The following is a 21,463-nucleotide window of genomic DNA, read 5'->3' on the forward strand; positions in this document are numbered from 1 at the left end:
AAACCCTTCTTCAGTCAGGAACGGCTTGCTGTCATAAAGTTGCTTTAAACGCTTGTACTCCTCGGCGGCTTTTATGTACCGCTTTGCGAGTTTAATAAGTCTGCGTTGTAATGAATCGTTCATCTGCAAATGGCCCCACCTCCACATTCTCGAACTGCTGCAAAATTGACTCCCGTTCCTTACGCAACTGCTCGATTCGCGCTTTGTAAATCTCCACTTCCTCGACCGACAGTTGATCACGATCGATGATCAAGCTTCGTGCCAACCTGGTATGTTCCTGAGTGATCTGTACCAGGCGGTCGCCGTGTTCGGAATTAACGGCCTGCCAGATGGTGCGTTTACTATGGTTCATAGACTCGCACCGCCGATCAATCGCACGATGTTCATAATTTCCTGACTGTCTGAAATGTACCGCTCATACGTCCTCTCAACCCAGCGGATCGCCTCCGACTTGCTCATCCGTCGAACTTCCTGCCTGATAGCTGCAGCCGTTTTACCGTATCGTCGTAAGGCCAAGAGCTTGAAATATTCATCCATGAACCGAGCGCCCTTCGGGTTTTTATCAAGCATTTCAAGCAAGCTGAATTTGACAATACCGCGCGCGGAGAAAAGCATTGTTTCTGGATCGTCTGGATGCGGCATGACATCCACGCCGCTCTCCATCAGTGGTTTGTCGACGTTGGACTTTTTCAGCCGGCGCATCGTCACGTCTGGAGCGTCCATTTGAGCCTGGTAAGAGATGAACCGAACATCTCGCGAATAGTCAGCATTAACCCCTTCTTCTTTCAGCCCCTCCAGAAGCATCTTAATGCAGGCAGCAACTTCATTAATGGTCATCGGCTTCGGGTATGTCTTAAAGTGGCCCCCACCCAAATCCATCGTGATAGCATATTTGGAAAACGGATCGGCTTCGTTTACGGGGAATGCAAAAATCTTCCCACCCAGTTGTTTTTTAAGTTGTGCTGCCCTCTTTTCAATTTCCTGAATGTGCATCGCGCTGCACCGCCTTTCACAATGAAATCAGTTCACTTCGTGCTTAAGAATGCCAAGCATGGCCGCTAGTTTGTACATAGCCCTGTTTCTAATCTTGCTGTAAGTCCCCTCGCTGATCGGTGGATCAAACCGATGGCAATATACACTGTAGTCGGTGATGTACTCACTATCAGCGCCCATATAACGCTCAGTGATCAAAAACTTTTCCATGCGCGGGAGTCGGTCCACTGCCCGTTCTACCTGTTCGCAGTACGCGCGGCGCGCTGCCTGGCCGTCTACGTTATGGATCGCAATAGTACCGGTGCCATCACTAGGAATGTTTGATGATCCCCCTACCCTCAGCTCATAATTGGCCGTGATCGTTGCTTCGCGCTCATCGTAGGTCAGGTACTTGTACATTCTGTACTTTGCCAGTGCAGATTCAACTGATTTACGGATAGCTTTTCTATCAGCGGTCGAAATTTTATCGATGGTGTTCATCTGTTTCCTCCTTTACAAGCCCAAGCATTAGCGCCAATTTATACATGGCCCTATTTTTAATCTTGTAGTAGGTGAACTCACTGATAGGTGGGTCAAATGAAAAGCTGTAGACCTGGTAGTCTAAAATATAATCATCTTCCAAGTACCGCTTTGTGATAAGGAACTTCTCTTTCTCTGGCAATTGATCAACTGCTCGTTCGATTAGCTTGCAGTACGCCTCCCTTTCCGCCTGAGTATCCACGTTTTGAATGGCGACAGATGCAGTCTGATCACTTTTCTGGTTTGTCTTGGAGTGGAAGAAAGGTTCGTATGATGCTGTCACCCTAGTAACACGCTCATCAAACATCAGATACTTATACAGCCGGTATTTTTCCATCGCAGCTTCTACGGATGTTCGAATAACCTTCATTTCAGTAGCAGGAATGGAATCAATGAATTTCATGAACTGGCCCCCAAGTGGTTACTTGCTGCAACGATTTAAGCTCTCGCTCCATTTTGTGAAGCAAAGACAGTAAATCATTTAAGGTTGGCCTTTTATCAGTTCTCACGTTTGCATTGCGAGATATATAGGCTACCATCTCTCTTTCATCCTTGATGCCCAGTTCCTTGAATCTGGCGGCAATTTCAAAGCGGGCTTTCTTTATGGCGTCATCCATCCCATTGGTTCGAATCATAAACCAGCCCCCATTTCCTCCTGTTGTCTCATCCATGCCTCTAATGTGTCTCGGCGCAGGAGGTATTTGCTCCCGATTTTCACATGAGGGATCTTCCCCTCCCGCAACATAGCGTAGAGCTTGTACTCCGAAATGGAATTCTCAAAGACTTCTTCAAGCGCTTCTTTCACCGTGAGTGTGTTTTTACGGTTCCGTTCCGGCTGTAGCTGTTGTTGCATTAGCGCTTGTGCCATTTCTTTTGCTAACTTTTGAATTAGTTGCCCTGGATCATCGTTCTGCCCTGGACTCCTATCAACAACTTGCGGTGTATGAACGATTACTGCTGGGCTGATTGCTCTGTTTGTTCTCCCTCTCGAACCTCTCATTTTTTCACCGCCTATGATTCTTATTTCGTGACAATCTCGTTGCGTTTTTGGTGATATTGCTTCATCCGTGACCTAGATGCTTCTTTTTGCTCTGGTGTCATTTTTGAAACGATCTCAACAGCAAAACGCACTTGATTGCCTTTTAGCTTCCACTTGGCAGCCGTCACGCGGTTGCCGACTTTTTCTTCCCAGTACGGTTCCGCAATCTTCCGTAGCTTTGTCATGTGACGCTGCACGCAGGTATACACGTCCCATGAGTCATCAATGTAGTCGTAAACACAGACGGTTTCTTTTTCCTCTGCAGAGTACATTTCTAACACCCCTTTCTTTGGCGAATTTTGCAGTCTACCGCTTACGTTTTCAGCGGTTACATTTCTGGCAATAGTTCTCCTACCCGATGGAACACTGACCTAGAAAATGTGTCGATATCTAGCGTTTTTTAGGTCAAGGAGTTTTTCATGTGACGTTGTGCGGTTTACTATTGACCGACACTTTTCTGGAAGTTCTCCCGCTCCTGCTGGGCAATCCATTCATCAATTGTGGCTTTGCGAAAGAAGATTCGGTTACCGACTCTGTAAGCGGGAATCTGTTTCTTTCGCACCATTTCGCGCAGCTTGTACTCGGACGCACCGATGTATGGAGCTGCCTCCTTTACAGTCATGCGTTGCACTCGCATTCACCTCCTGATGTATGTTTGCCCACTTTAGTGGGCAAGATGGTAAAAAAAATATAACCCATCTGCTTCTAAATATAACTCACTTCCGCTCACTTTAGCAAGCAAAATAAATAAATTAACTAGCTTTGCCCACAATAGTATATAATCAGCTACAAAAGGAGTGATTTTGGTGGATCAGATAGAGTTCGGGCAGTATCTCAGGAGTTTGCGAAAAAAACGAGGTTTAACAATCAGACAGTTAGAGGACGTTTCTGGCGTTTCTAATTCTTATATTTCGCAAATAGAGAAAGGAGAAAAACTGCCATCGCCAGACATCCTCAGGAAACTTCATGAGCATTTAGGTGTGTCCCACGGTGAGCTAATGATCAAGGCAGGTCACATCAACTTAGCCGATTGGATAGGTGATGATGACGAGGATTTAGAGAAAGGAAAAATAAATCTCGCTGATTGGATAGGTGACAACGATCAAACAAAGGAATTATCCAATTTCCTCCATCAACCAGACATCACCTATCACGGCCACAAGCTTACTGATCAGGACAAGCAGCTAATCACTGCATATCTTGATGCTCTGTTTCGGGATCGTATTTCAGAGAAATAAAAAAATCACTCTCCATACGAGTGACGTGTCACGAGTATATTTCTTTAATATTTTCTTTAATATTTTCTTTCTTAGTACTCTACGTGGAGTACAGATCTGTACCCTACGTGGAGTACGGAACCGTACTCTACGTGAAGGACGGTGGTGACTGTACCTTACGTGGAGTACAGTGTCCCCGAAGCCTTGATACATAAGGGTTTTCGCGTGACCGTACTCTACGTGGAGTACAGACAGTGAATCCCCCATTTAAGGCATTGCTCAAGGAGGTAATAGTTGAATGAAATTATCTGATGCAAAAAAATTAATCGTTGAGCTACAGCACTACGTCAACCTGGTAGAAAAATACCAACCAGCCACTTTTGAAACCAGAGTAATTTATGAGTATGCACTCCACGAGAACGTCAATGAAGTGGCGAAAATAATGAACGATCTCGGATTTCGTGTAGATGGCCGTAAAATAACCAGTTCGGATGTTTCTGCAGTGTTAAAACAAAGCCCTATTGATGAGTTGCACCAGATTGTGTCTAAGAACTTTAAACGAAACAAAAGGCTTGTACAGACAAATACCTAATAAGCATTAGATGTAGCGTGCTGGCTCTCACTAATGTCGACCATCAGCACATGCTGTCATACTGTTCCCGGATCGGAAGTAAGGTATCTCCAAACTTGGAGACTCCTAAGCTTTTAGGACTCCTCAAAATTGAGGATACCTTTTCGTGTATGGGTGGACAGGCCGTCCAGTCATGCCTGCGCAAAGTTGCTCAACCACAAACACCCGTCAGTACCCCTCATTTTGAGGGTAACTGAAAACTCCTCATTTATCCCATCAAAAACAAAGGAGGACTGGTTTACATGGCAAGCATTCAGAAGCGTGGTGAAAACTCTTGGCTGCTCGTCGTCGAAGCTGGTTATGACGCAAACGGCAAACGGATTAAGCGGACAAAAACTGTCCGTTGTAAAACTAAACGGGAAGCAGAAAAGGAACTGGCTAAGTTTGTTGTTGAGGTTGAAGCCGGGGAATATATCGCACCTGAGAAGATGACCTTCGCCGCGTTTGTGGAGGAGTGGCGTAAAAAACACGGGGAGAAAAACCTTTCCCCCACGGTACTGGATAGCTATGACAGCTATTTAAAAAATCATATATTACCGGTTTTCGGTCACTTGCGGATCGATCAGGTTAAAACCATTCAGATTGTAAATTTTTTTGACAAGCTGGCTGAACCGGGAATGCGTAAAGATGGCGGTGTATTATCCAGTACAACACGTCGCTATATCTACCGAGTCCTGCGGGATGTGCTTGAACGGGCTGTTGAGTGGCAGCTGATTAAATCCAATCCTGTTGCAGGAATTAAAAAACCTGAGGTTGATACCAAAGAGAAAGAAATTTTTGTAGAGGACGAGCTCATACGAATGTTTGAGAAATTAACAGACGAGCCTTTGAAATGGCGAACATTCATTGAGCTTGCAGTTACTACAGGGATGCGCCGAGGAGAACTATTGGCAATTGACATAAACAAACATCTGCGATGGGAAAAACTCGACGGCGAAGACACTCTGTTCATAGACATTCGTGATAACGCTGTGAAGGCAGGGCGAGAAGTAATCATCAAAGAAGTCAAGACGAAGAAGTCTAAACGGTCGATTGCAGTGACTCCAGAGGTCGTGCCACTCATTCGTCAGCTTGCTAACGAAGTGAGACAAAACAAAATCGGTCTGGGTGATAAATGGCAGGGTGGGGAACGGATGCTCCTTTTTGGTCAATCGAATGGCCTGCCTACCTACCCGGATACACCCACAACCTGGTTTACCCGATTCTTAAAAAGACATGGGCTTAATGAGAAAAAAGTATCTCTCCATGGTTTACGACATACTTATGCGACCTATCTTCTTTACAAAGGTTATTCTCTGAAAGATATTCAGGAGCTTCTAGGGCACTCAAATATTCGTATTACAGGTGAGTTGTATACGCACTTCCTCAAAGAGATGAATAAACGCGCAGCGGGTGCATTTAGCGATTTAAAGAGGAAGGTTAGATAATTTCGTCAACAATCCGTCAACAGTCTCGATATTTCACTGCTGTACTACTCAATATACAAGCACTGTAATAATCAAAAAACCCTTGATAAATCAAGGGTTTTACTTTTGTGTTATGGTGGAGCATAGCGGGATCGAACCGCTGACCTCTACACTGCCAGTGTAGCGCTCTCCCAGCTGAGCTAATGCCCCGTATCTCGTTATCTTCTTCGGAACATCTCGTTCCTTACCACGAGATTGATTATAGCACATGCCTTCTTCAAAGATCAATAGGATTTTAAAAAAATTTTTCACCCTGGCGAAACGGAAAATGTTCTGCCCGAAACCCGATGAACGACCTTCTGATACGCCTCCTCCCTCGCCGCTATAAATACCTGACCGTCACCTCTCCCCCGCCATCCACCAACCCCCTGCATGTGCCCACCAAGCGTAACGGACCGGCCCGCTTATCCGTATATGTACATAGGAACACCGCTGCCCTGAAATCAACTCGCCATCATCCATTCATAGCGCGGCGGACTGAAGCACGAACATAAGCACACCGCCCGAAAAAACGATGGGCAAGCGGATCGCGAACACCGAGCAACATCAATAAACGCTCAAAACCCCTGACAACCGGAGGAAACCCATGTTACCGACATCAACCATCCCAACCGTACACCCCTGGAAAAAACGCCTGCTCACCTGGTCGGCCGTCTGCCTGGCGGCGGCCGCGCTGTGGTCCGGGTACGTTCTGTGGCGGATCGATCAGACGAGCCGCAACGCCGCTCCGCAAAAAGCGGACGCGGCCATCGTGCTGGGGGCGGCCGTGTGGGGAGACCAGCCCAGTCCGGGGCTGCGGGAGCGGCTGGATTTGGCGCTGCGGTTGTACAAGGAAGGATACGTGCCCACCCTGATCGTCACAGGGGGACTGGGTGACGGAAAAGGCGTGACGGAGGCGCTGGTCATGCGCAGCTACCTGGTGGAGCAGGGCGTGCCGGCAGACCGCATCCTGATGGAGTCCGAGGCGACCAACACGTACGAAAACCTGCTGTTCAGCCGGCAGGTCATGCAGCAAAACGGCCTGCACAGCGCGCTTGTCGTCAGCCACGACTATCACCTCGCCCGGGCGATGGACATGGCGCAAGCGCTGGGCATATCCGCCCATCCCGTCGGGGTGAAGTCCAACGTGCTGTACAGGCCGTATCACTTGGCGCGAGAGGTGCTGGCGTACACCAAATGGCGCCTCTCGTATCTGGGAAGTCAGCTTTCGATGCGCTGATTCTTGCGCATGATCAGATACACGTCCACGTAATGGCGGATCCGCTCCATGATGCGGGCCGCCTTTGTTCGTTCGATCCGGTTGCCGTTGGAGATGGAGAGATGCTCCTCCAGCTCCTCCAGCGAGTAGTTGGAGGTGAACAGCGTCGGCAGGTGGTTGTTGACGCGCTGGTTGAGGATGACGCCCAGCACTTCGTCGCGCACCCAGGGCGTGAGGTTTTCCGCGCCGATGTCGTCCAGGATCAGCACGGGCACTTCCTTCAGCATCTCCAGTTTGCCGGCGTACGACTGGTCGGACAGCGAGTCCTTCATCTCGCGGACAAAATCGGGCACGTACACCATGAGCGAAGCGATGTTGCGCTCCGACAGCTCGCGGGCGATCGCCCCCATGATGTAGCTTTTGCCCACGCCAAACGGCCCGTGCAGGTACAGTCCTTTTACCCGCTCGCCGCTGCCGACCGTCTGGCAAAACCGGATGGCCGCCGCCACGGCCGCCCTATTCGCCTGGTCCAGCTCCAGCCGGTCAAAGCTGGCGGCCATCGTCTCCTCGGAGACGTAGTAGCTGCGCATCAAGCGGCGGCGGCGCAGGTCTTCCTCGTACGCCTGCTGCTTGTCGCAGGGAGAGATGGCGCTGACGATGGCGCCGTTTCTCACGCTGAGCTGGCTGCGGTGGCCCTTGACCAGGTTGGGACACTGCTCCAGCCCGGGACAGTGCTCACACCAGTACTGCTCCTTTACCGCCGTGTAGACGCTGGACAGGGCCCGCAGGTAGTCGTCGCGGGACAGGTCCGGGTGTGCCTGCTGAAACGACTGCAAATAGGCGGAGGAGCGAAACATCTTGTCCAACTGCTGATCCGGCGTCAGCAGGTGGCGCGGCGTCCGCTTGGCCAGTTCCTGCATGAATTGGCTGATCGATTCCATCCCTCATCACACTCCTCTCTGCCGTCTGCGCAGCGATTCCAACATGGTTTTCAACTCGGGATCGTCCTGGATGGACTGTCCTTTGACCGTCTCCTGGGGCTCGCGCTCCTGCGAAAGCTGCCATTCCACCGAAGCGGGCAGCTTGTCCTGCAGGATGGGGCGGCCGCCGCGGCGAACGGCGGTGTCCGTTTCCCGCTTCGGCCGCTTCGCCTTCTCCGCGTGCTGCGCCCGCTGGTCGGCGCGCTCCAGGATCTGCCGGACGGCTTCGTCCACGGTCGTGATCCGCTTCGCCTTCCAACTGTCGCGGATCGTCTCCATGTAGGCTTTGGGCAGTTCCATCTGCATGCTCTGCAGCGTGTGAAGCAGCAGCGCATTGGCCACCTCGACGGTCAGGCCGTCGCCAAACACCAGGTTTTCCGCCCGTTCCAAAAAGACCCGGCTCACCCGGCCGCCAACCACCCGCTCCAGCAGGGAGAGGGGCGAGAGCTGCCGGCAGGCGCGGGCAAACGCTTCGCTGCCCGGTTCCGGCAGGCGGCCCGGCCCCCACTCGTCGTCGCCTGGGGCAGGGGCCGCCGGCGTGCGGTGCAGCTTGTCGTCCGTGTAGCGCTGCACCAGCCGCTTGCGCAGGACGTCCATGTCCAGGCTGCCGTCCGGCTTGTACAGGGTCCAGTCGCGCAACTCCTGCCCCAATCCCCAACTGTCCAGTTGGTAGAAGTGGTGCAGCTTGTACAAAAACTCCACGCTTTCCCCGGAGAAGACCTTGTCCGGGGAGGCGTTGTCCGGCAGGTAGTGGCGCAGGGACGAAGCCCCGAGCGGGTGATGGACCGCCGCTTCAAAACCTGACTGCATCGGAGACGCCGGATAGCGGGTTTCCATCTGCGCGAGAAACTGTTCCCGCTCCGATCCTTTGTGCACTTCCAACTCGGACGGTTTCAACGATTGGAACACTTCGTAAAAATCCTTGGTCACCGTCTCCGCCACCGGGTACTCCTGTTCCAGAGCAGCCCCCAGCGGGTCGGCGTACCGCTGCCGCAACTGCTGATAGCGGACGTTTTCGATTTTGTTCAGCAGCATCACGGACAGCACGTAGTCGGCAAAAAACTCGTTTGGCGTCAGCGGCGGTTTTACCAGGTATTCGTAAAAGTAGTCCCGCTGCCGATTCTCCCGTCTGCGGACGGCCAAAAGGCCCAGTGCCTCCAGCCGCTCCCGCGCCGCCAGCAGGCGGTCCAGCGAGAGATCGGTCATCAGCATCAGGCTGCGGTGCGTGCTTTCCACCGCCGCTCCGTTCGCCTCCTGCACCTCGTGCACCAGCAGTTGGTAGAGGGAAAACGACTCCACACCGATGATCGGCAGGTAGAGCTGGGTGACGAAGCCCATTTCGGCAAAGCTGAGCGGACGCGCCAGCCGCACCAGATATCGATCTTTCGGCAGTAATTCGTTCCACACGAGACGAGGCATTGATCCTTTTCCTTCCTGACTAGTCTGGTTTCCCTATTATATCATGTCCGGCCGGCGATAGATACGACAGTGGCTGGAAGAGCACGCGCCGCCGCCGTACCCGAAACGGCGGGACGCGCGTAGGGGGGTGAAACAGTTCGTCCCCGCTCAACTCGTCCCGCCCAAGAAGTGAGCGCTTTGGCCGAAAACGAAGCCCACCGACCTGCCACCGCGGAGCCCAAAAAGGTCGCCCTTCCGCCGTCCTGCCCTCCGCGAACGAAAGCAGAACGTGCACGCGGCAATCGGGAAAGGGGCTCTCTGAAAACCGAACGAATGGGGTTTGAAGACAGCAGGAAAGACGCTCTTGCTCATCGCAAGGGCGTCTTGGCCCGATTGTATCGAATGTTTCAAAGGAGAAGCATGTTTCCAGACAGAGCGACTGGCGAATCCCTACCAAGCGACGCAGCGATTTGCGGGAAAGGCTTGTCCTCCCCTTCCCCGCTGCCTTACTCCGCCTGACCCGAGCCGCGCGCCTGGGCCAGCAGTTCTTCCAGTTCCTTCATGAACACGTTGATGTCCTTGAACTGGCGGTAGACGGAAGCGAACCGGACATAGGCCACTTCGTCGACGTGGTACAGCCGCTCCATGACTTTTTCCCCGACGTCCTTGCTGGGGATTTCCGACTGACCGCTGCTGCGCAGTTCCTTCTCAATCTCGTTGACGACGTTCTCCAGCACCTCCAGCGGCACCGGCCGCTTTTCACAGGCCCGCACCAGGCCGCGGAGCACCTTTTCCCGACTGAATTCTTCGCGGGTTCCGTCTTTTTTAATGATCAAGAGCGGCGTCTCCTCCACCACCTCAAACGTGGTAAAGCGGCGTTCGCATTTTTCGCATTCGCGTCGGCGGCGAATCGACTTGTTATTGTTAAAGGGGCGGGAATCTAGTACCCTGGTCCCATTGTAATCGCAAAACGGACAGCGCATCGCGGAATCAACTCCAATTATGACGGTACTTTCATTCAGTGTCCCTCAATTTCCCGCCGGAAGTCAAGTCAATCCTTGTACCTATTTCACGTCTAAGCCAAATGGAGTACAATTTGGGTACAGGTTGGAGGGATTCCTATGCGGTTAGTTTCAATAAAACAAGCCCGCCCCGGGATGAAGGTGGGCCGCACGATCTTTACCGAAGACGGGAAAACGTTACTGGGGGTAGGCGTCACCCTTACCGAACGGCTGATTCAGGGGTTGACCCGCTCCGGCATCGACTCGCTCTACATTGAAGACGAGCGTACGGAAGACATCGTCGTGGAGGACGTCATCCGGCCGGAAACCCGCCAGACAGCCGTCGAAGCGATTGTCAAAACAGTCAAGCAGATCACCAACTCGAACAAGCTGGCCCGGAAGGTTTCGCTCAACGAAATGGGGCTTCTCTTTCAGCAGGCCTGTAATTCCATCTTGGACGACATGATGGGCAACCAGCAGCTCTTGCTCCATCTGACCAGCATCTCCACCCATTCGCCCTCGCTCTACCATCACTCGGTCAACGTGGCGGTACTGGCGGCCGCGGTCGGCATGTCGCTCGGCTACAGCCGCAGCCAACTGATGGAGTTGAGCATCGGGGCGATGCTGCACGACATCGGCAAGGTGCAGCTTCCGCCGGAGCTGTTGCAAAAGCAGGAGCGCTGGAACGAGGAAGAGCAGGAGATCGCCAAGCAGCACACGATGCTGGGCTTCAACCTCCTGCGCAAGCAGCACGACATCTCACTGTTGTCCGCCCACGTCTGCCTGCAGCACCACGAGCGGCTGGACGGCAGCGGTTACCCGCAGGGGTTGAAAGGAAAGAACATTCACGAGTACGCGCAGATCGTCGGTATCTGCGACGTCTACGATTCGCTCACGTCTCCCCGCCCCTGGCGAAAGCGGTACATGCCGCAGGACGCGCTGGAATACCTGTTCGGGGCGGGCGGACACCTGTTTGAGCACCATCTGATCAAAGCCTTCAGCAAACACATCGCCGTCTTCCCGATCGGCAGCAGCGTCGTGCTGAACACCGGCGAGGTGGGTGTCGTCTGCCGGGTTGACCCGGACTACTGCCACCGCCCCACCGTCCGTGTCTTGAAGGACGGCCGCGGCAACGACGTGCGCGTGCCGTACGAACTGGATCTGAAGTCGCAGATCAACCTGTTCATCGTCGGCTTTGAAGACGAAGAATTGTTCTCGCTGGAAGGGCTTACGCAAAACAGTGCAAATTGAAACGTCTCCTTCCCATAATAAACCCCACCCGGCTATACCTAACGCTGAGCCGGGCGGGGGCCCCCAACTTTCTTCCATGACTTCTTCGTTTTACAGAAAAGCCTCTATCGAAAACTAACCTGCCCCCGACTTCGGAGGCAGGTCTCTCAACGCTACTCAGCTTCCTTGCCGCTTGGACCCACTCGTACCTCCCTTTCCTTGTTCAAAACAGGACTTATATCCTTCCATCCCTTCGGTTCTATAATCTGAAACTTGGAAGTGTCAGCGCCTTTGTCAATTGACAGACGAAGCACTTCCATCTGATTCATTACGGTTCCCTCATCATCTGTCTCAACCAGTTTTAACAACACTCCCGTTTCCTGATCAACCCATAGCTTGAATGTGTTCGCCCGGTGTTTTTCTGCCAGTGTCCCGGATAGAGTTCCTTCAAGTACGACTGCCGTTCGATCCAGATATTGTTCCGTTCCCACAATTTCGTGCGGGTACCGATAGAGCCAAAAACCATAAGCCTGCGGAAAGATGACATCGTGAGCCCTTTCTGCATGCGATGGGTCTTTTCTGTATTTATATACAGGGATTCCCTCTTCATCTTTATAGTAGCGGGGGCCCTTCTGGATTTTGCTTTCCTTCGTCACCTTTTTTATTTTCTGCTGTTTGACAAATGCTTTTTCCTGTTCGTATAAATGGATCATGGTCTCCCCATTTGATATGTGCTCACTCTGCTTCCCTGTCACGTTGCTTTTCACTTTTACGTAGCTCCCGGGTGTATCGCCTATGGATACGTCAAATTCCACAACCTCATCGACGCCAATTGGCTTTTGAATGATTCGATAAGCTCCTTGAATGGTGGTATAATAATCAATGGCGTTGAGCATTTTATCCCGGATTTCCGCAGCGGTAATATCTTGACGTGCGGAATGTATTTCTGATTTTTGCTGAACCGTGGTTTCATTTGAAGCGGGAGACGGAGCATTTCCTGTATCTCCACTAGAGCCATAGGCGACTGAAGTGAGTAGTAAACATATACCTGTGCAGCCGGCAATCATCATTTTTTTTGACATTATATGCCCTCCTTACTTGTTTTACATTCATTAATAAACCAATCGTGCAGCATCCGCTCCAGTATCCCCGCTTCGATCATAATCATACGCTATGACCATCAACTCAACATCCCCACTAACAGTAACGTCATCCCCAACAAAATTCCACCCTTCATCTGCGGTATATTGATTGACAGCGCCCACATATTCAGACGTGTATGGATCTGTAGTTCCAAGGTAATAATGAGCTTCTCTGTTAGTAAAAGAGGCGCTATTTAAATAAACATACACTTCAGGAGTCCCGGCTGTAGCTTCATCGAAGTACCAGATATAATAATCATCTTCATCTTGTGCCGTACTTAATCTATGATCGTCGTTATAACTACTGCTTTGATTACTTTTGTAAACAAAAGTACTTCCATTGTAATCACTACAACCGGAACCAGAAACAGGATCATTGTCGCAAGTATACGTTTTCGCAGAGGCTCCCGGTGCCAACAATACAGAAAGCATGGCTAAGATTGTAACACCGCCCATAATTTTTTAACCTAACAATTATAGCATTAATACCAAAAATTTCAAATATTTAGGGTGACACACCCATCGTTTGTCAAAATTTTGTCACATATTTGCTTTATTTAGGGCTTGATGAACAGTTTTCAAACTGAGCAAACAATTCTGAAACCAGGAATTTTTCCAGATAAAATCTGATGGTACCAGAAGATGAAAAAATCCCGGAGCCTTCCCTCACCAAAATTGCCTTAATACCCTATTTTCCCTTGTTTGCTCCAACGTTTCTCTTTATCCTACTTGCCGCCAAACGTCCAAAAAAATATTAGGATTAGTAATTGGTTATCAAGCACAGAGGCGTATGGATACAGCCATATCCGTTCCAGGAAAGGAATTTCGAACATTGATTTCCTTGTACATGATTTCGATGAAAACGAGGCAAATCCCATGTGGCCAATGAAGTTTGAATCTGTTCAGCGGGCCCTTGTTTTATTCTTTGACAGGATTGAACGAATCGTCTTGATGCGTGATCTTTGTCCACCATCGACGGTTTACATCTAACCTGCGAATTTTTGTTGGTTAGAGGATATGAGTGGCACGAGGTATCCTAAAACCATGACAAATACCGGCACTTTTCGGACTGAACCATCCAGAGCTACATGATAACCCCCAGTCAATCTGGGCGTATTCACCAAGTTTCGTCTCGTAGCGAAGAACAGCGGGAACCTGTTTCGGAAGACGAAGTCCCCCTATCATCATTCAAGATGATTTACCCCTTGTCTTGCACGTTCGCAAAAAACCCCTGGACTCCGCAAGGGTCCCAGGGGGTTCGCTGTTTACGGGCAGGTTAGTTCGCGGCTACGGCTGCCGCCTCTTTCGTCCGGGTGCGGTTGCGATCCTCGGACACGTGGCGCACCAGATCGACCACGCGGCAGGAGTAGCCCCACTCGTTGTCGTACCAGGCGATCACTTTCACCTGGTTGGTGCCCATCACCATCGTGGAGAGTCCGTCGATGATGGAGGAGTGATCGTTACCGTTGAAGTCGCTGGAGACCAGCGGTTCGTCGCAGAATTCGATGTAGCCCTTCATGCTGCCTTCGCTCGCTTCGCGCAGCACGCGGTTCACCTCTTCCACGGTCACCGGCTTCTTGGTGTTGACGACCAGGTCGACGACGGAGACGTTCGGCGTCGGGACGCGCAGGGCGAAGCCGTTCAGCTTGCCGTTCAGCTCCGGCAGCACCTTGCCCACAGCACGAGCGGCGCCGGTCGTGGTCGGAATGATCGATTCGCCGGCAGCGCGTGCGCGGCGCAGGTCCTTGTGCGGGTTGTCGATGTTCACCTGATCGTTGGTGATGGAGTGAACCGTCGTCATCAGGCCCTGCTCGATGCCGAACGCGTCGTGCAGAACCTTGGCCACCGGCGCCAGGCAGTTGGTGGTGCAGGAGGCGTTGGAGATGATGTGATGCTTCTCGTGGTCGTAAATCTCCTCGTTTACGCCCATGACAATAGTCACGTCTTCTTCCTTGGCCGGCGCGGTGATGACCACCTTTTTCGCGCCGCTTTTCAGGTGCTTGCCGGCGCCTTCGCGGTCCTTGAACTTGCCGGTGGCCTCCACGACGATCTCCACGCCCAGTTCGCCCCACGGCAGATTGAGCGGGTCGCGGTCGGACAGCACGACAGTCGGCCTGCCGTTTACGATGATCTGGTTGTCCTGCACGTCCACTTTATGGGGAAAACGCCCGTGAATGGTATCGTATTTCAACAGATGAGCGAGTGTTTCAGGGGGATAGCTGGCATTGATGGCAACGATCTCGATGTTGGGGTCCTGAACAGCGCGGCGAAAAACCATACGTCCGATGCGTCCGAAACCATTAATACCGATTTTGATTGTCATAATTAGAAACCCCTTCCTACATTGAGTTACACTAATCCTTACTTTTATTATAATAAGTATGACACAATTATCAATGTGTTTTACTGAAAAAATAAATATTTGGACGATTTGCCATCCTGTTTTCCGTTCGGTCGGAAGGGGCGGGGTGATCAGGCAAAGGACAGGACAAGCGGGAAGGGCATGAGACTGCGACCAGGCGATCGAGGTGGCAGGGAGCGAACGCGTAAAGCATGAAAAGCCCCCCATCTGTTCGGGAAGGAGGCCCGTCGAAGAATCAGGGACAATTGTGGACGAATGCCTGAGAGCTACCAATCAGCCCAGGGCACAAAAGGGAAATACGAACACCGTGGGTAATGGGGGCGGGCTGCAAAGAAAGGAAACCGCACGCCGTCACCCACGTTTTTTTATTGAACGAAAGTCGGTATGGGACAGGTCAACGGGTGAGCCATTCGAAGACGCGACCGTATTCCATACACAACCCGTGTAATAGCAGCACTTCGATCCCTGCCGTACGACGACATATGCAGCAAGTGCAGCGGGAAAACAGCGTCTGTGGAGTAAGATGCTGACATTAGAGGTTGATTGGCTGCAAGTGACGACTATCCATGGTAAAATTTGTATGATACAGGCGGTTACTTGTGTTTCTTTTCCTTTGAAAAAATGGCTGCATGATCGTATGGCGGCAACGTCATTGTCGCTACCAGCAGTCGTTACCAGTCCAACAGAAGCTGCCCGAACCAAGGTATCACAGTGGATTGACTCGTTGTACGACTTTGAAAAAAATGGATTTCCCGCGGGAGGGTACGTCATGAAACCATATACATTGGCCATATTGGGTGTAGGAATCGTCGCGGGGATTTCTCTGGCTACATGGGCTGGTGCAGTCAATCAGGGGGATAAGGAAGCGCTGAACGCATTCAAGCAGATGGAGGAAGCTCGAGGCCGCCATAACAAATCGCTGCGCAATGAAAGTGCCAATTACCGCCTGTCCGACTTTTCCATTCAGGGTGCCGAATTGCCGGATGTGGAGGAAATCCTCTCCTACGAAGGTTCAACCATGACAGACCTGCTGCTGCCTTCGGATGAGAAGCTCTCATTTATCCTGGATGGCAATCAGGTGAAAGGGTTTACGCTCGCAACGGATACGAGGCCAATCATGGCCGGTGAATCAGGGTCTGAATTGTTTGAACTGCACGAGAAAATAAAGGCGGAGCTGGGCGAAGACGTTAACCTCACGTACGTTTTTTACGCGGGCGGGTTTATTTTTGTCGCTGTTGACCAAAAAGGACAAGAAAGTGTGTGGCTGGATAGACGGGCGGTAACGATTTTGAATGTGTCTCCCTCCACGCCGTACGCTCCAGAAGAGATACTGGAACACATACAGAAAGGGGCGAAAGCGGCTGTTACGTCAAAGTCAAAATCAAAGCCAGAGGAACTATAAAAGCCGCTTTCCCCCAGGGGAGAAAGCGGCATTACTGCAGTTCTTCGGAATAGATGTTGCGGTATCGGTCGTGGTAGTAGAGCACCCGCTGGACGTACAGGCGGGTCTCGCCGAACGGGATGTCCTCGAGGGTGTCTCGCTCTCCGTTCCACTGCTCGCGCGTCAGCCATCCGTTCACCTTGCCGGGGCCGGCGTTGTAGGCGGCAATGGTTTTGACCACGTCGCCCTGAAACCTCTGCTGCAAGAACGACAGGTACCAGGTCCCGATGTTGATGTTCATCTCCGGATCGTACAGGTAGTCCTTTTGCTTCGGCTGAAAGCCCGCCTGCTCCACAATCCATTCTGCCGTGTCGGGCATGATCTGCATCAGCCCGATCGCTCCCTTTTTCGAGACGTTGTCCGGTTTGAAGCCGCTCTCCGAACGGATGATGGCCAAAATCAGGTAGGGGTCTACCTGATAGCGGCGGGACGCCTCCAAGATCTCGCTCTGATACTTGATCGGATACATCCACTTCCAGACCAAGGGGGAGTTGATCAGCAAAAAGACGCCCATCAGCACGATCAGGACGACTGTCGCTCGCCTGCCTCGCTTCATCCCGACAGCTCCGCTTTCAATTCTGCCAGCAGGCGCTCCACCTGCCGTTCCGTCTCTTCACGCGTCCCGGTGTTGTCAATCAGAAAATCGGCGAGCTGTTTTTTCTGCTCAATCGGCCACTGCGCCCTAAGCCGCTTGTGCGCCTGTTCCTCATCCAGCTCGTCCCGCTCTAACATCCGCGCCAACTGGACGGAGGCCGGCGCGTACACCACGACGATTTTATCCACCATATGCTGCAGCTTGCTCTCAAACAACAAGGGAATATCCATAAACACGATGGCGGCCCCGTTCCGCTCCGCGGTTTCCGCCTCTTCCCGCATCACCCGGCGGACTTCCGGGTGGACGATGGCGTTCAGCTTCTGCCGCTCCGCCTCGTCGGAAAAGACGATTTCCCCCAGCTTCTTGCGGTTGATCTGGCCGTCGGCAAGCAGGATGTCCCTGCCGAAGTGACGAACGATCGCCTCGTAGGCAGGTTTGCCCGGCTCCACAACCTCGCGGGCGATCTGGTCGGCGTCAATGACAGGAATGCCGCGCTCCCGCAGCATGGCCGTCACCGTACTTTTTCCCGTGGCGATGCCTCCTGTCAATCCTAGAATCATGCCCGATTTCCTCCTCGTTTGATGGGCTTGCCAACTTTTTGACAGGCGGGACAGATGTGCGTCCCCCTGCCGCCGACCACGAACCGGACGATCTCGGTTCCGCAGCGGGTACACGGCTCCCCTTTGCGTCCGTATACCAACAGCGACTGCTGAAACATGCCCATCTCGCCCTGGCCGTTGACGTACGACTTGATCGAACTGCCGCCTTGTGCCACCGCCTCCGTCAGCGTGGCAACGATGCTTTCGTGCAGCTTGGCCACCTGTTTGGCGGTCAGGCTGCCTGCCGGCTGTTCCGGGTGAATGCCTGCCCGAAAGAGGGATTCGTCCACATAAATATTCCCCAACCCGACAATACATTCCTGATTCAACAGAAGCGGCTTGATCTTGGTCGTCCGCCCTTTGAGCAGACGGCGCAGCACGTCCGGGGTAAAGCTGTCCTCCAGCGGTTCGACGCCCAGTTTGGCCAGCGGCCCCTCGCTCGTTTCCAACCCGATCGGGAACAGGTCCATCGTCCCGAACTGGCGAACGTCCCGATAGCGCAGTTCGGTGCCGTCGGCAAAGTGGAAAATGACGTGCGTGTGCTTCTCCACCGGGTCCGCGGCCTGGTACAGGCCGTATCGTCCCTCCATGCGCAGATGGGAGACGAGCACGTCCTTGTCCAGAATGAACTGGATAAACTTGGCCCGCCGCTTGATCTCACGAATGGTCTGGCCGGCCAGCTGCGCCTTGAACGCTTCCACGTCGTCCGGCCGGCGCACAATCCGCGGCAGCGTCACGCTGACGCGTTCGATCGTCTTGCCCAGCACGAGGGTGCGCAGGGTGCGGACGATCGTTTCCACCTCAGGCAGTTCCGGCATGGGTCTCCTCCTCTCGTTTGTCTCTCGATGCTGTGGGGATCGTCCCGGTTACTTCGCGTCGTACCAGGTGCGTCCGTAATGCACGTCCACTTTCAGCGGCACGTCAAGCTTGAGCGCGTTTTCCATCACATCCGGCACCAGCTTCTGCATGACGGCCAGTTCCGCTTCCGGCACTTCGAAGACCAGTTCGTCGTGCACCTGCAGGAGCATCCGGCTCTCGAGCCCTTTTTCCCTGATGCTCTCCTGCATCCGGATCATCGCCAGCTTGATGATGTCGGCGGCCGTTCCCTGGATCGGGGTGTTCATCGCCGTGCGCTCCGCAAACGAGCGCAGGTTGAAGTTGCTGCTCTTGATGTCCGGCAGGTAGCGGCGTCGGTGCAGGAGCGTGGTGACGTAGCCGTCCTGCTTGGCCTGCTTGACGATCTCTTCCATGTACCGCTTCACGCCGGAAAAGACGGCGAAGTAGCGTTCGATGAAGTCGGCCGCCTCCTTGCGGGTGATGTTCAGGTTTTGCGACAAGCCGTAGTCGCTGATCCCGTAGACGATGCCGAAGTTGACCGCCTTGGCCTGGCGGCGCATCAGCGGAGTGACCTCCGCCTCGCTCACTCCAAACACGTCCATCGCCGTTCGCGTGTGGATGTCCATCCCCTTGCGGAAGGCGTCAATCAGGTTTTCGTCCCCGGAGATGTGGGCCAGGACGCGCAGTTCGATCTGCGAATAGTCGGCGGCCAGCATGTACCAGCCCTCTTCGGAAGGAATGAACGCCTCGCGGATTTTCCGGCCTTCCTCCAGGCGGATTGGGATGTTTTGCAGGTTGGGCTCGGTGCTGGACAGGCGGCCGGTCGCCGTGGTGGCCTGATTGAACCGCGTGTGAATCTTGCCCGTCTTGGCGTGAATCTCCTTGGTCAGCCCCTCGATGTACGTGGAGCGCAGCTTGCCCAACTGGCGGAAGTGCAGGATCTCCCCGATGATCGGATGGTACGGCGCCAGCTTTTCCAGCACGTCGGCGCTGGTGGACGGGCCGGTCTTCGTCTTCTTCAGCACGGGCAGATCCAGTTTGTCGTACAGGATCTCCCCCAACTGTTTCGGCGAATTGATGTTGAACGGCGTGCCGGCCAGCTCGTAAATCTTCGCCGTCAGCTTCTCCAACTGGCTGTCCAGCTCTTCGCCCATCTCCAGCAGCCGCTCGCGGTTGATTTTGACGCCCTGCTTTTCCATTGCGGCCAGGACCAGACTGAGCGGCGCTTCCAGGTCGGTGAGCAGCTCGTCCAGCTTGTGCCGGGCCAGCTCGTCCCGAAGTTTCGGCACGCTCTGCCAGATCGCAGCCGCTTTGCGGGCCACGTGTTCGCTGAGGACGTCTGTCTCCGGCACCAGCCGCTTGGCTCCTTTGCCGTACACCTCATCGTCCGGCAGCACGCCCACCTCGGCGTACTGGGCGGCGACGCCGTCCAGTGTCGGATTGCTCTCCGTCGCGTTCAGCAGGTAGGAGGCCAGGTAGACGTCAAAGCCGATGCCGGCTGTCTCCAGACCGTGCCAGGCCAGTCCTACCGTATCCCGTTTGCCGTCAAACACCCATTTTTCCCGGGTATCGTCCGCCAGCCAGTCGCGGAACGCCTGCCACTCCACGGCCGCGTCGTAGGGCACGTAGAGCGAGACGCCTTCTGCGGCCAGCCCGAAGCCGAGGATCGGCGCGTGGTGGTAGTTGTCGCCGTCCATCTCCACGTACAGCGCCATGGGAGACGTCAGCTTTTCGGTGTAGCGGTCCGTCCTGCCGCTCTCCACCACCTCGAAGGAAAACGGCGCGCGCTCTTGTCCCGACGCGCCCGCTTCCTCCGGTGCGGCAGCCTTCACCTTGGGCAGGAGCGATTTGAATTCCATTTTTTTGAAAAACTCGGTGACAGCCGCCGCGTCGTAGCCGGGATACACCGTCTGTTCCACGTCCAGATCGACGGGGGCGTCCCGCATGATGGTCGCCAGCACCTTGCTCATCCTGGCCTGCTCCACGTTTTCACGCAGGTTTTCCTGCAGCTTTTTGCCGGAGATCCGGTCGATGTTCTCCAGCACCGCTTCCACCGATCCGTATTCGTGCAGGAGCTTCAGCGCGGTCTTTTCCCCCACGCCGGGCACGCCCGGGATGTTGTCCGAGGCGTCGCCCATCAGCCCTTTCAGGTCGATGATCTGGAGCGGCTTCAACCCGTACTTGTCCGCGATCTCCTTGGGCGAATACAGATCCATCTCGCTTACGCCCTTGCGCGTCAACGCCACGGACACGTTGTCGGAGACCAACTGGAGCATGTCCTTGTCCCCGGTGATCACCGTCGTCTTCCAGCCCGATTCGTCCGCCCGCCGGGTGAGCGTCCCGATGATGTCATCCGCTTCGTATCCTTCCAGTTCAAAGCGCTGGATGGAAAACGCGTCCAGCAGCTCGCGAATCAGCGGAAACTGCTCCGACAGCTCCGGCGGCGTCTTGGCCCTGCCGCCCTTGTATTCGGCAAACTCGCTGTGGCGAAACACGACTTTGCCCGCGTCAAACGCGACCAGCATGTGCGTCGGCTTCATCTCTTCCAGAACCTTGAGCAGCATGGTGGTGAAGCCCAGCACCGCGTTGGTGTGCAGTCCCGCCGACGTGGACAGCAGCGGGAGCGCGTAAAACGCCCGGTTGGCGATGCTGTTCCCGTCAATCAACACAAAGTGGCTCAACTCGTACGACTCCTCTCGTTCCATCACTATTCCTTCAGTTTACCACAGGGCCACAACCCTGGCAAAACAAGTCTCTCTGCGGCGGATCCGGCGGGTAAGCATTCCTCTGCTTGAACAAACTAGGAAAAACAAAC

At 53.6% G+C, this 21,463-nt stretch carries 24 protein-coding genes, 1 tRNA gene and 1 pseudogene; 6 read left to right on the forward strand and 20 right to left on the reverse strand.

Translation table 11 applies throughout. The annotated features are described in order from the left end of the window. Window positions 1–91: 91 nt before the first annotated feature. The 8 genes from FOI68_RS03555 to FOI68_RS03590 form a co-directional block, all read right to left on the reverse strand. The gene (locus FOI68_RS03555; protein ID WP_143862346.1) at window positions 92–352 is read right to left on the reverse strand and encodes a hypothetical protein; all 261 of its coding nucleotides are present in this window, start codon (window positions 350–352) and stop codon (window positions 92–94) included. Continuing rightward, window positions 349–993 (reverse strand): hypothetical protein, encoded by a 645-nt coding sequence (locus tag FOI68_RS03560; protein ID WP_143862347.1) that lies wholly within the window; start codon window positions 991–993, stop codon window positions 349–351. Before FOI68_RS03560 ends, FOI68_RS03555 begins: the two co-directional genes overlap by 4 nt. A 27-nt stretch (window positions 994–1,020) precedes the next feature. Beyond that, the gene (locus tag FOI68_RS03565; RefSeq protein WP_143862348.1) at window positions 1,021–1,473 is read right to left on the reverse strand and encodes an ArpU family phage packaging/lysis transcriptional regulator; all 453 of its coding nucleotides are present in this window, start codon (window positions 1,471–1,473) and stop codon (window positions 1,021–1,023) included. Next, the gene (locus FOI68_RS03570) at window positions 1,457–1,915 is read right to left on the reverse strand and encodes an ArpU family phage packaging/lysis transcriptional regulator (protein WP_143862349.1); all 459 of its coding nucleotides are present in this window, start codon (window positions 1,913–1,915) and stop codon (window positions 1,457–1,459) included. Before FOI68_RS03570 ends, FOI68_RS03565 begins: the two co-directional genes overlap by 17 nt. Next, window positions 1,902–2,147 carry a hypothetical protein gene (locus FOI68_RS03575; protein WP_143862350.1) on the reverse strand — a complete coding sequence of 82 codons (246 nt, stop codon included), beginning with the start codon at window positions 2,145–2,147 and terminating at the stop codon, window positions 1,902–1,904. Before FOI68_RS03575 ends, FOI68_RS03570 begins: the two co-directional genes overlap by 14 nt. Beyond that, entirely contained in the window at window positions 2,144–2,512 is a 369-nt protein-coding gene (locus FOI68_RS03580) for a helix-turn-helix domain-containing protein (protein ID WP_143862351.1), read from the reverse strand. The genes FOI68_RS03575 and FOI68_RS03580 overlap by 4 nt, the downstream gene beginning before the upstream one ends. A gap of 20 nt (window positions 2,513–2,532) precedes the next feature. Next, entirely contained in the window at window positions 2,533–2,823 is a 291-nt protein-coding gene (locus FOI68_RS03585) for a hypothetical protein (protein WP_143862352.1), read from the reverse strand. 167 nt (window positions 2,824–2,990) lie between these two features. Continuing rightward, entirely contained in the window at window positions 2,991–3,173 is a 183-nt protein-coding gene (locus tag FOI68_RS03590) for a helix-turn-helix domain-containing protein (protein WP_255433366.1), read from the reverse strand. Between the two features lie 184 nt (window positions 3,174–3,357). Here FOI68_RS03590 and FOI68_RS03595 point away from each other — a divergent pair, with 184 nt between their 5' ends. The 3 genes from FOI68_RS03595 to FOI68_RS03605 all read left to right on the forward strand — a co-directional run bounded on the left by FOI68_RS03595 (window position 3,358) and on the right by FOI68_RS03605 (window position 5,826). Then, entirely contained in the window at window positions 3,358–3,789 is a 432-nt protein-coding gene (locus FOI68_RS03595; RefSeq protein WP_185973860.1) for a helix-turn-helix domain-containing protein, read from the forward strand. A 277-nt stretch (window positions 3,790–4,066) separates the two neighbouring features. Further along, window positions 4,067–4,360 (forward strand): hypothetical protein, encoded by a 294-nt coding sequence (locus FOI68_RS03600; RefSeq protein WP_143862355.1) that lies wholly within the window; start codon window positions 4,067–4,069, stop codon window positions 4,358–4,360. 281 nt (window positions 4,361–4,641) lie between these two features. Continuing rightward, on the forward strand, window positions 4,642–5,826 hold the full coding sequence (locus FOI68_RS03605) for a tyrosine-type recombinase/integrase (protein WP_143862356.1): 1,185 nt from the start codon (window positions 4,642–4,644) through the stop codon (window positions 5,824–5,826). A 113-nt stretch (window positions 5,827–5,939) separates the two neighbouring features. Here the strand turns inward: FOI68_RS03605 and FOI68_RS03610 are convergent. Beyond that, window positions 5,940–6,015: transfer RNA gene (locus FOI68_RS03610), tRNA-Ala, on the reverse strand. 436 nt (window positions 6,016–6,451) lie between these two features. Between FOI68_RS03610 and FOI68_RS03615 the strand changes: the two genes are divergently transcribed. Further along, complete coding sequence (locus FOI68_RS03615) at window positions 6,452–7,084, forward strand: YdcF family protein (RefSeq protein ID WP_035300598.1); 633 nt, start codon at window positions 6,452–6,454, stop codon at window positions 7,082–7,084. Here the strand turns inward: FOI68_RS03615 and dnaI are convergent. The 3 genes from dnaI to nrdR form a co-directional block, all read right to left on the reverse strand. Continuing rightward, a complete protein-coding gene (gene dnaI / locus FOI68_RS03620; RefSeq protein ID WP_035300599.1) occupies window positions 7,066–8,004 on the reverse strand; it encodes a primosomal protein DnaI in 939 nt (312 codons plus the stop codon). The two genes, FOI68_RS03615 and dnaI, sit on opposite strands and share 19 nt — an antisense overlap. A gap of 6 nt (window positions 8,005–8,010) precedes the next feature. Continuing rightward, entirely contained in the window at window positions 8,011–9,462 is a 1,452-nt protein-coding gene (locus FOI68_RS03625) for a replication initiation and membrane attachment family protein (protein WP_029097706.1), read from the reverse strand. 485 nt (window positions 9,463–9,947) lie between these two features. Next, entirely contained in the window at window positions 9,948–10,424 is a 477-nt protein-coding gene (gene nrdR, locus FOI68_RS03630; RefSeq protein ID WP_029097707.1) for a transcriptional regulator NrdR, read from the reverse strand. Between the two features lie 138 nt (window positions 10,425–10,562). Between nrdR and FOI68_RS03635 the strand changes: the two genes are divergently transcribed. Then, the gene (locus FOI68_RS03635) at window positions 10,563–11,693 is read left to right on the forward strand and encodes an HD-GYP domain-containing protein (protein WP_143862357.1); all 1,131 of its coding nucleotides are present in this window, start codon (window positions 10,563–10,565) and stop codon (window positions 11,691–11,693) included. Between the two features lie 152 nt (window positions 11,694–11,845). Here the strand turns inward: FOI68_RS03635 and FOI68_RS03640 are convergent, their stop codons facing one another. From FOI68_RS03640 to FOI68_RS03655, 4 genes and pseudogenes are all read right to left on the reverse strand, one after another. Next, window positions 11,846–12,754 (reverse strand): sigma-E factor regulatory protein RseB domain-containing protein, encoded by a 909-nt coding sequence (locus FOI68_RS03640; RefSeq protein ID WP_143862358.1) that lies wholly within the window; start codon window positions 12,752–12,754, stop codon window positions 11,846–11,848. Window positions 12,755–12,784: 30 nt separating this feature from the next. Beyond that, entirely contained in the window at window positions 12,785–13,270 is a 486-nt protein-coding gene (locus FOI68_RS03645) for a hypothetical protein (protein WP_143862359.1), read from the reverse strand. A gap of 575 nt (window positions 13,271–13,845) precedes the next feature. Further along, window positions 13,846–13,984: pseudogene (locus FOI68_RS23880) on the reverse strand (IS21 family transposase); the annotation flags it as partial. A gap of 106 nt (window positions 13,985–14,090) precedes the next feature. After that, window positions 14,091–15,137: a glyceraldehyde-3-phosphate dehydrogenase gene (locus tag FOI68_RS03655; RefSeq protein WP_035300605.1), complete on the reverse strand. Its 1,047-nt coding sequence runs from the start codon at window positions 15,135–15,137 to the stop codon at window positions 14,091–14,093. A 562-nt stretch (window positions 15,138–15,699) separates the two neighbouring features. Here FOI68_RS03655 and FOI68_RS03660 point away from each other — a divergent pair. Next, the gene (locus tag FOI68_RS03660) at window positions 15,700–16,578 is read left to right on the forward strand and encodes a hypothetical protein (protein ID WP_255433356.1); all 879 of its coding nucleotides are present in this window, start codon (window positions 15,700–15,702) and stop codon (window positions 16,576–16,578) included. A gap of 31 nt (window positions 16,579–16,609) precedes the next feature. On the opposite strand, the gene FOI68_RS03665 is transcribed toward FOI68_RS03660, so the two are convergent. From FOI68_RS03665 to polA, 4 genes are read right to left on the reverse strand one after another with little or no spacing between them, the layout of a single operon-like run. Continuing rightward, entirely contained in the window at window positions 16,610–17,173 is a 564-nt protein-coding gene (locus tag FOI68_RS03665; protein ID WP_035300606.1) for a lytic transglycosylase domain-containing protein, read from the reverse strand. Beyond that, on the reverse strand, window positions 17,170–17,772 hold the full coding sequence (gene coaE, locus FOI68_RS03670) for a dephospho-CoA kinase (RefSeq protein ID WP_029097712.1): 603 nt from the start codon (window positions 17,770–17,772) through the stop codon (window positions 17,170–17,172). The genes FOI68_RS03665 and coaE overlap by 4 nt, the downstream gene beginning before the upstream one ends. Next, the gene (mutM, locus tag FOI68_RS03675) at window positions 17,769–18,629 is read right to left on the reverse strand and encodes a DNA-formamidopyrimidine glycosylase (protein WP_143862361.1); all 861 of its coding nucleotides are present in this window, start codon (window positions 18,627–18,629) and stop codon (window positions 17,769–17,771) included. Before mutM ends, coaE begins: the two co-directional genes overlap by 4 nt. Before the next feature lie 48 nt (window positions 18,630–18,677). Then, window positions 18,678–21,329, reverse strand: coding sequence for a DNA polymerase I (polA, locus tag FOI68_RS03680; RefSeq protein WP_143862479.1), 2,652 nt, complete (start codon window positions 21,327–21,329; stop codon window positions 18,678–18,680). Window positions 21,330–21,463: the final 134 nt, after the last annotated feature.

This window comes from Brevibacillus sp. LEMMJ03 (assembly GCF_007197875.1).
Classification (GTDB): domain Bacteria; phylum Bacillota; class Bacilli; order Brevibacillales; family Brevibacillaceae; genus Brevibacillus; species Brevibacillus thermoruber.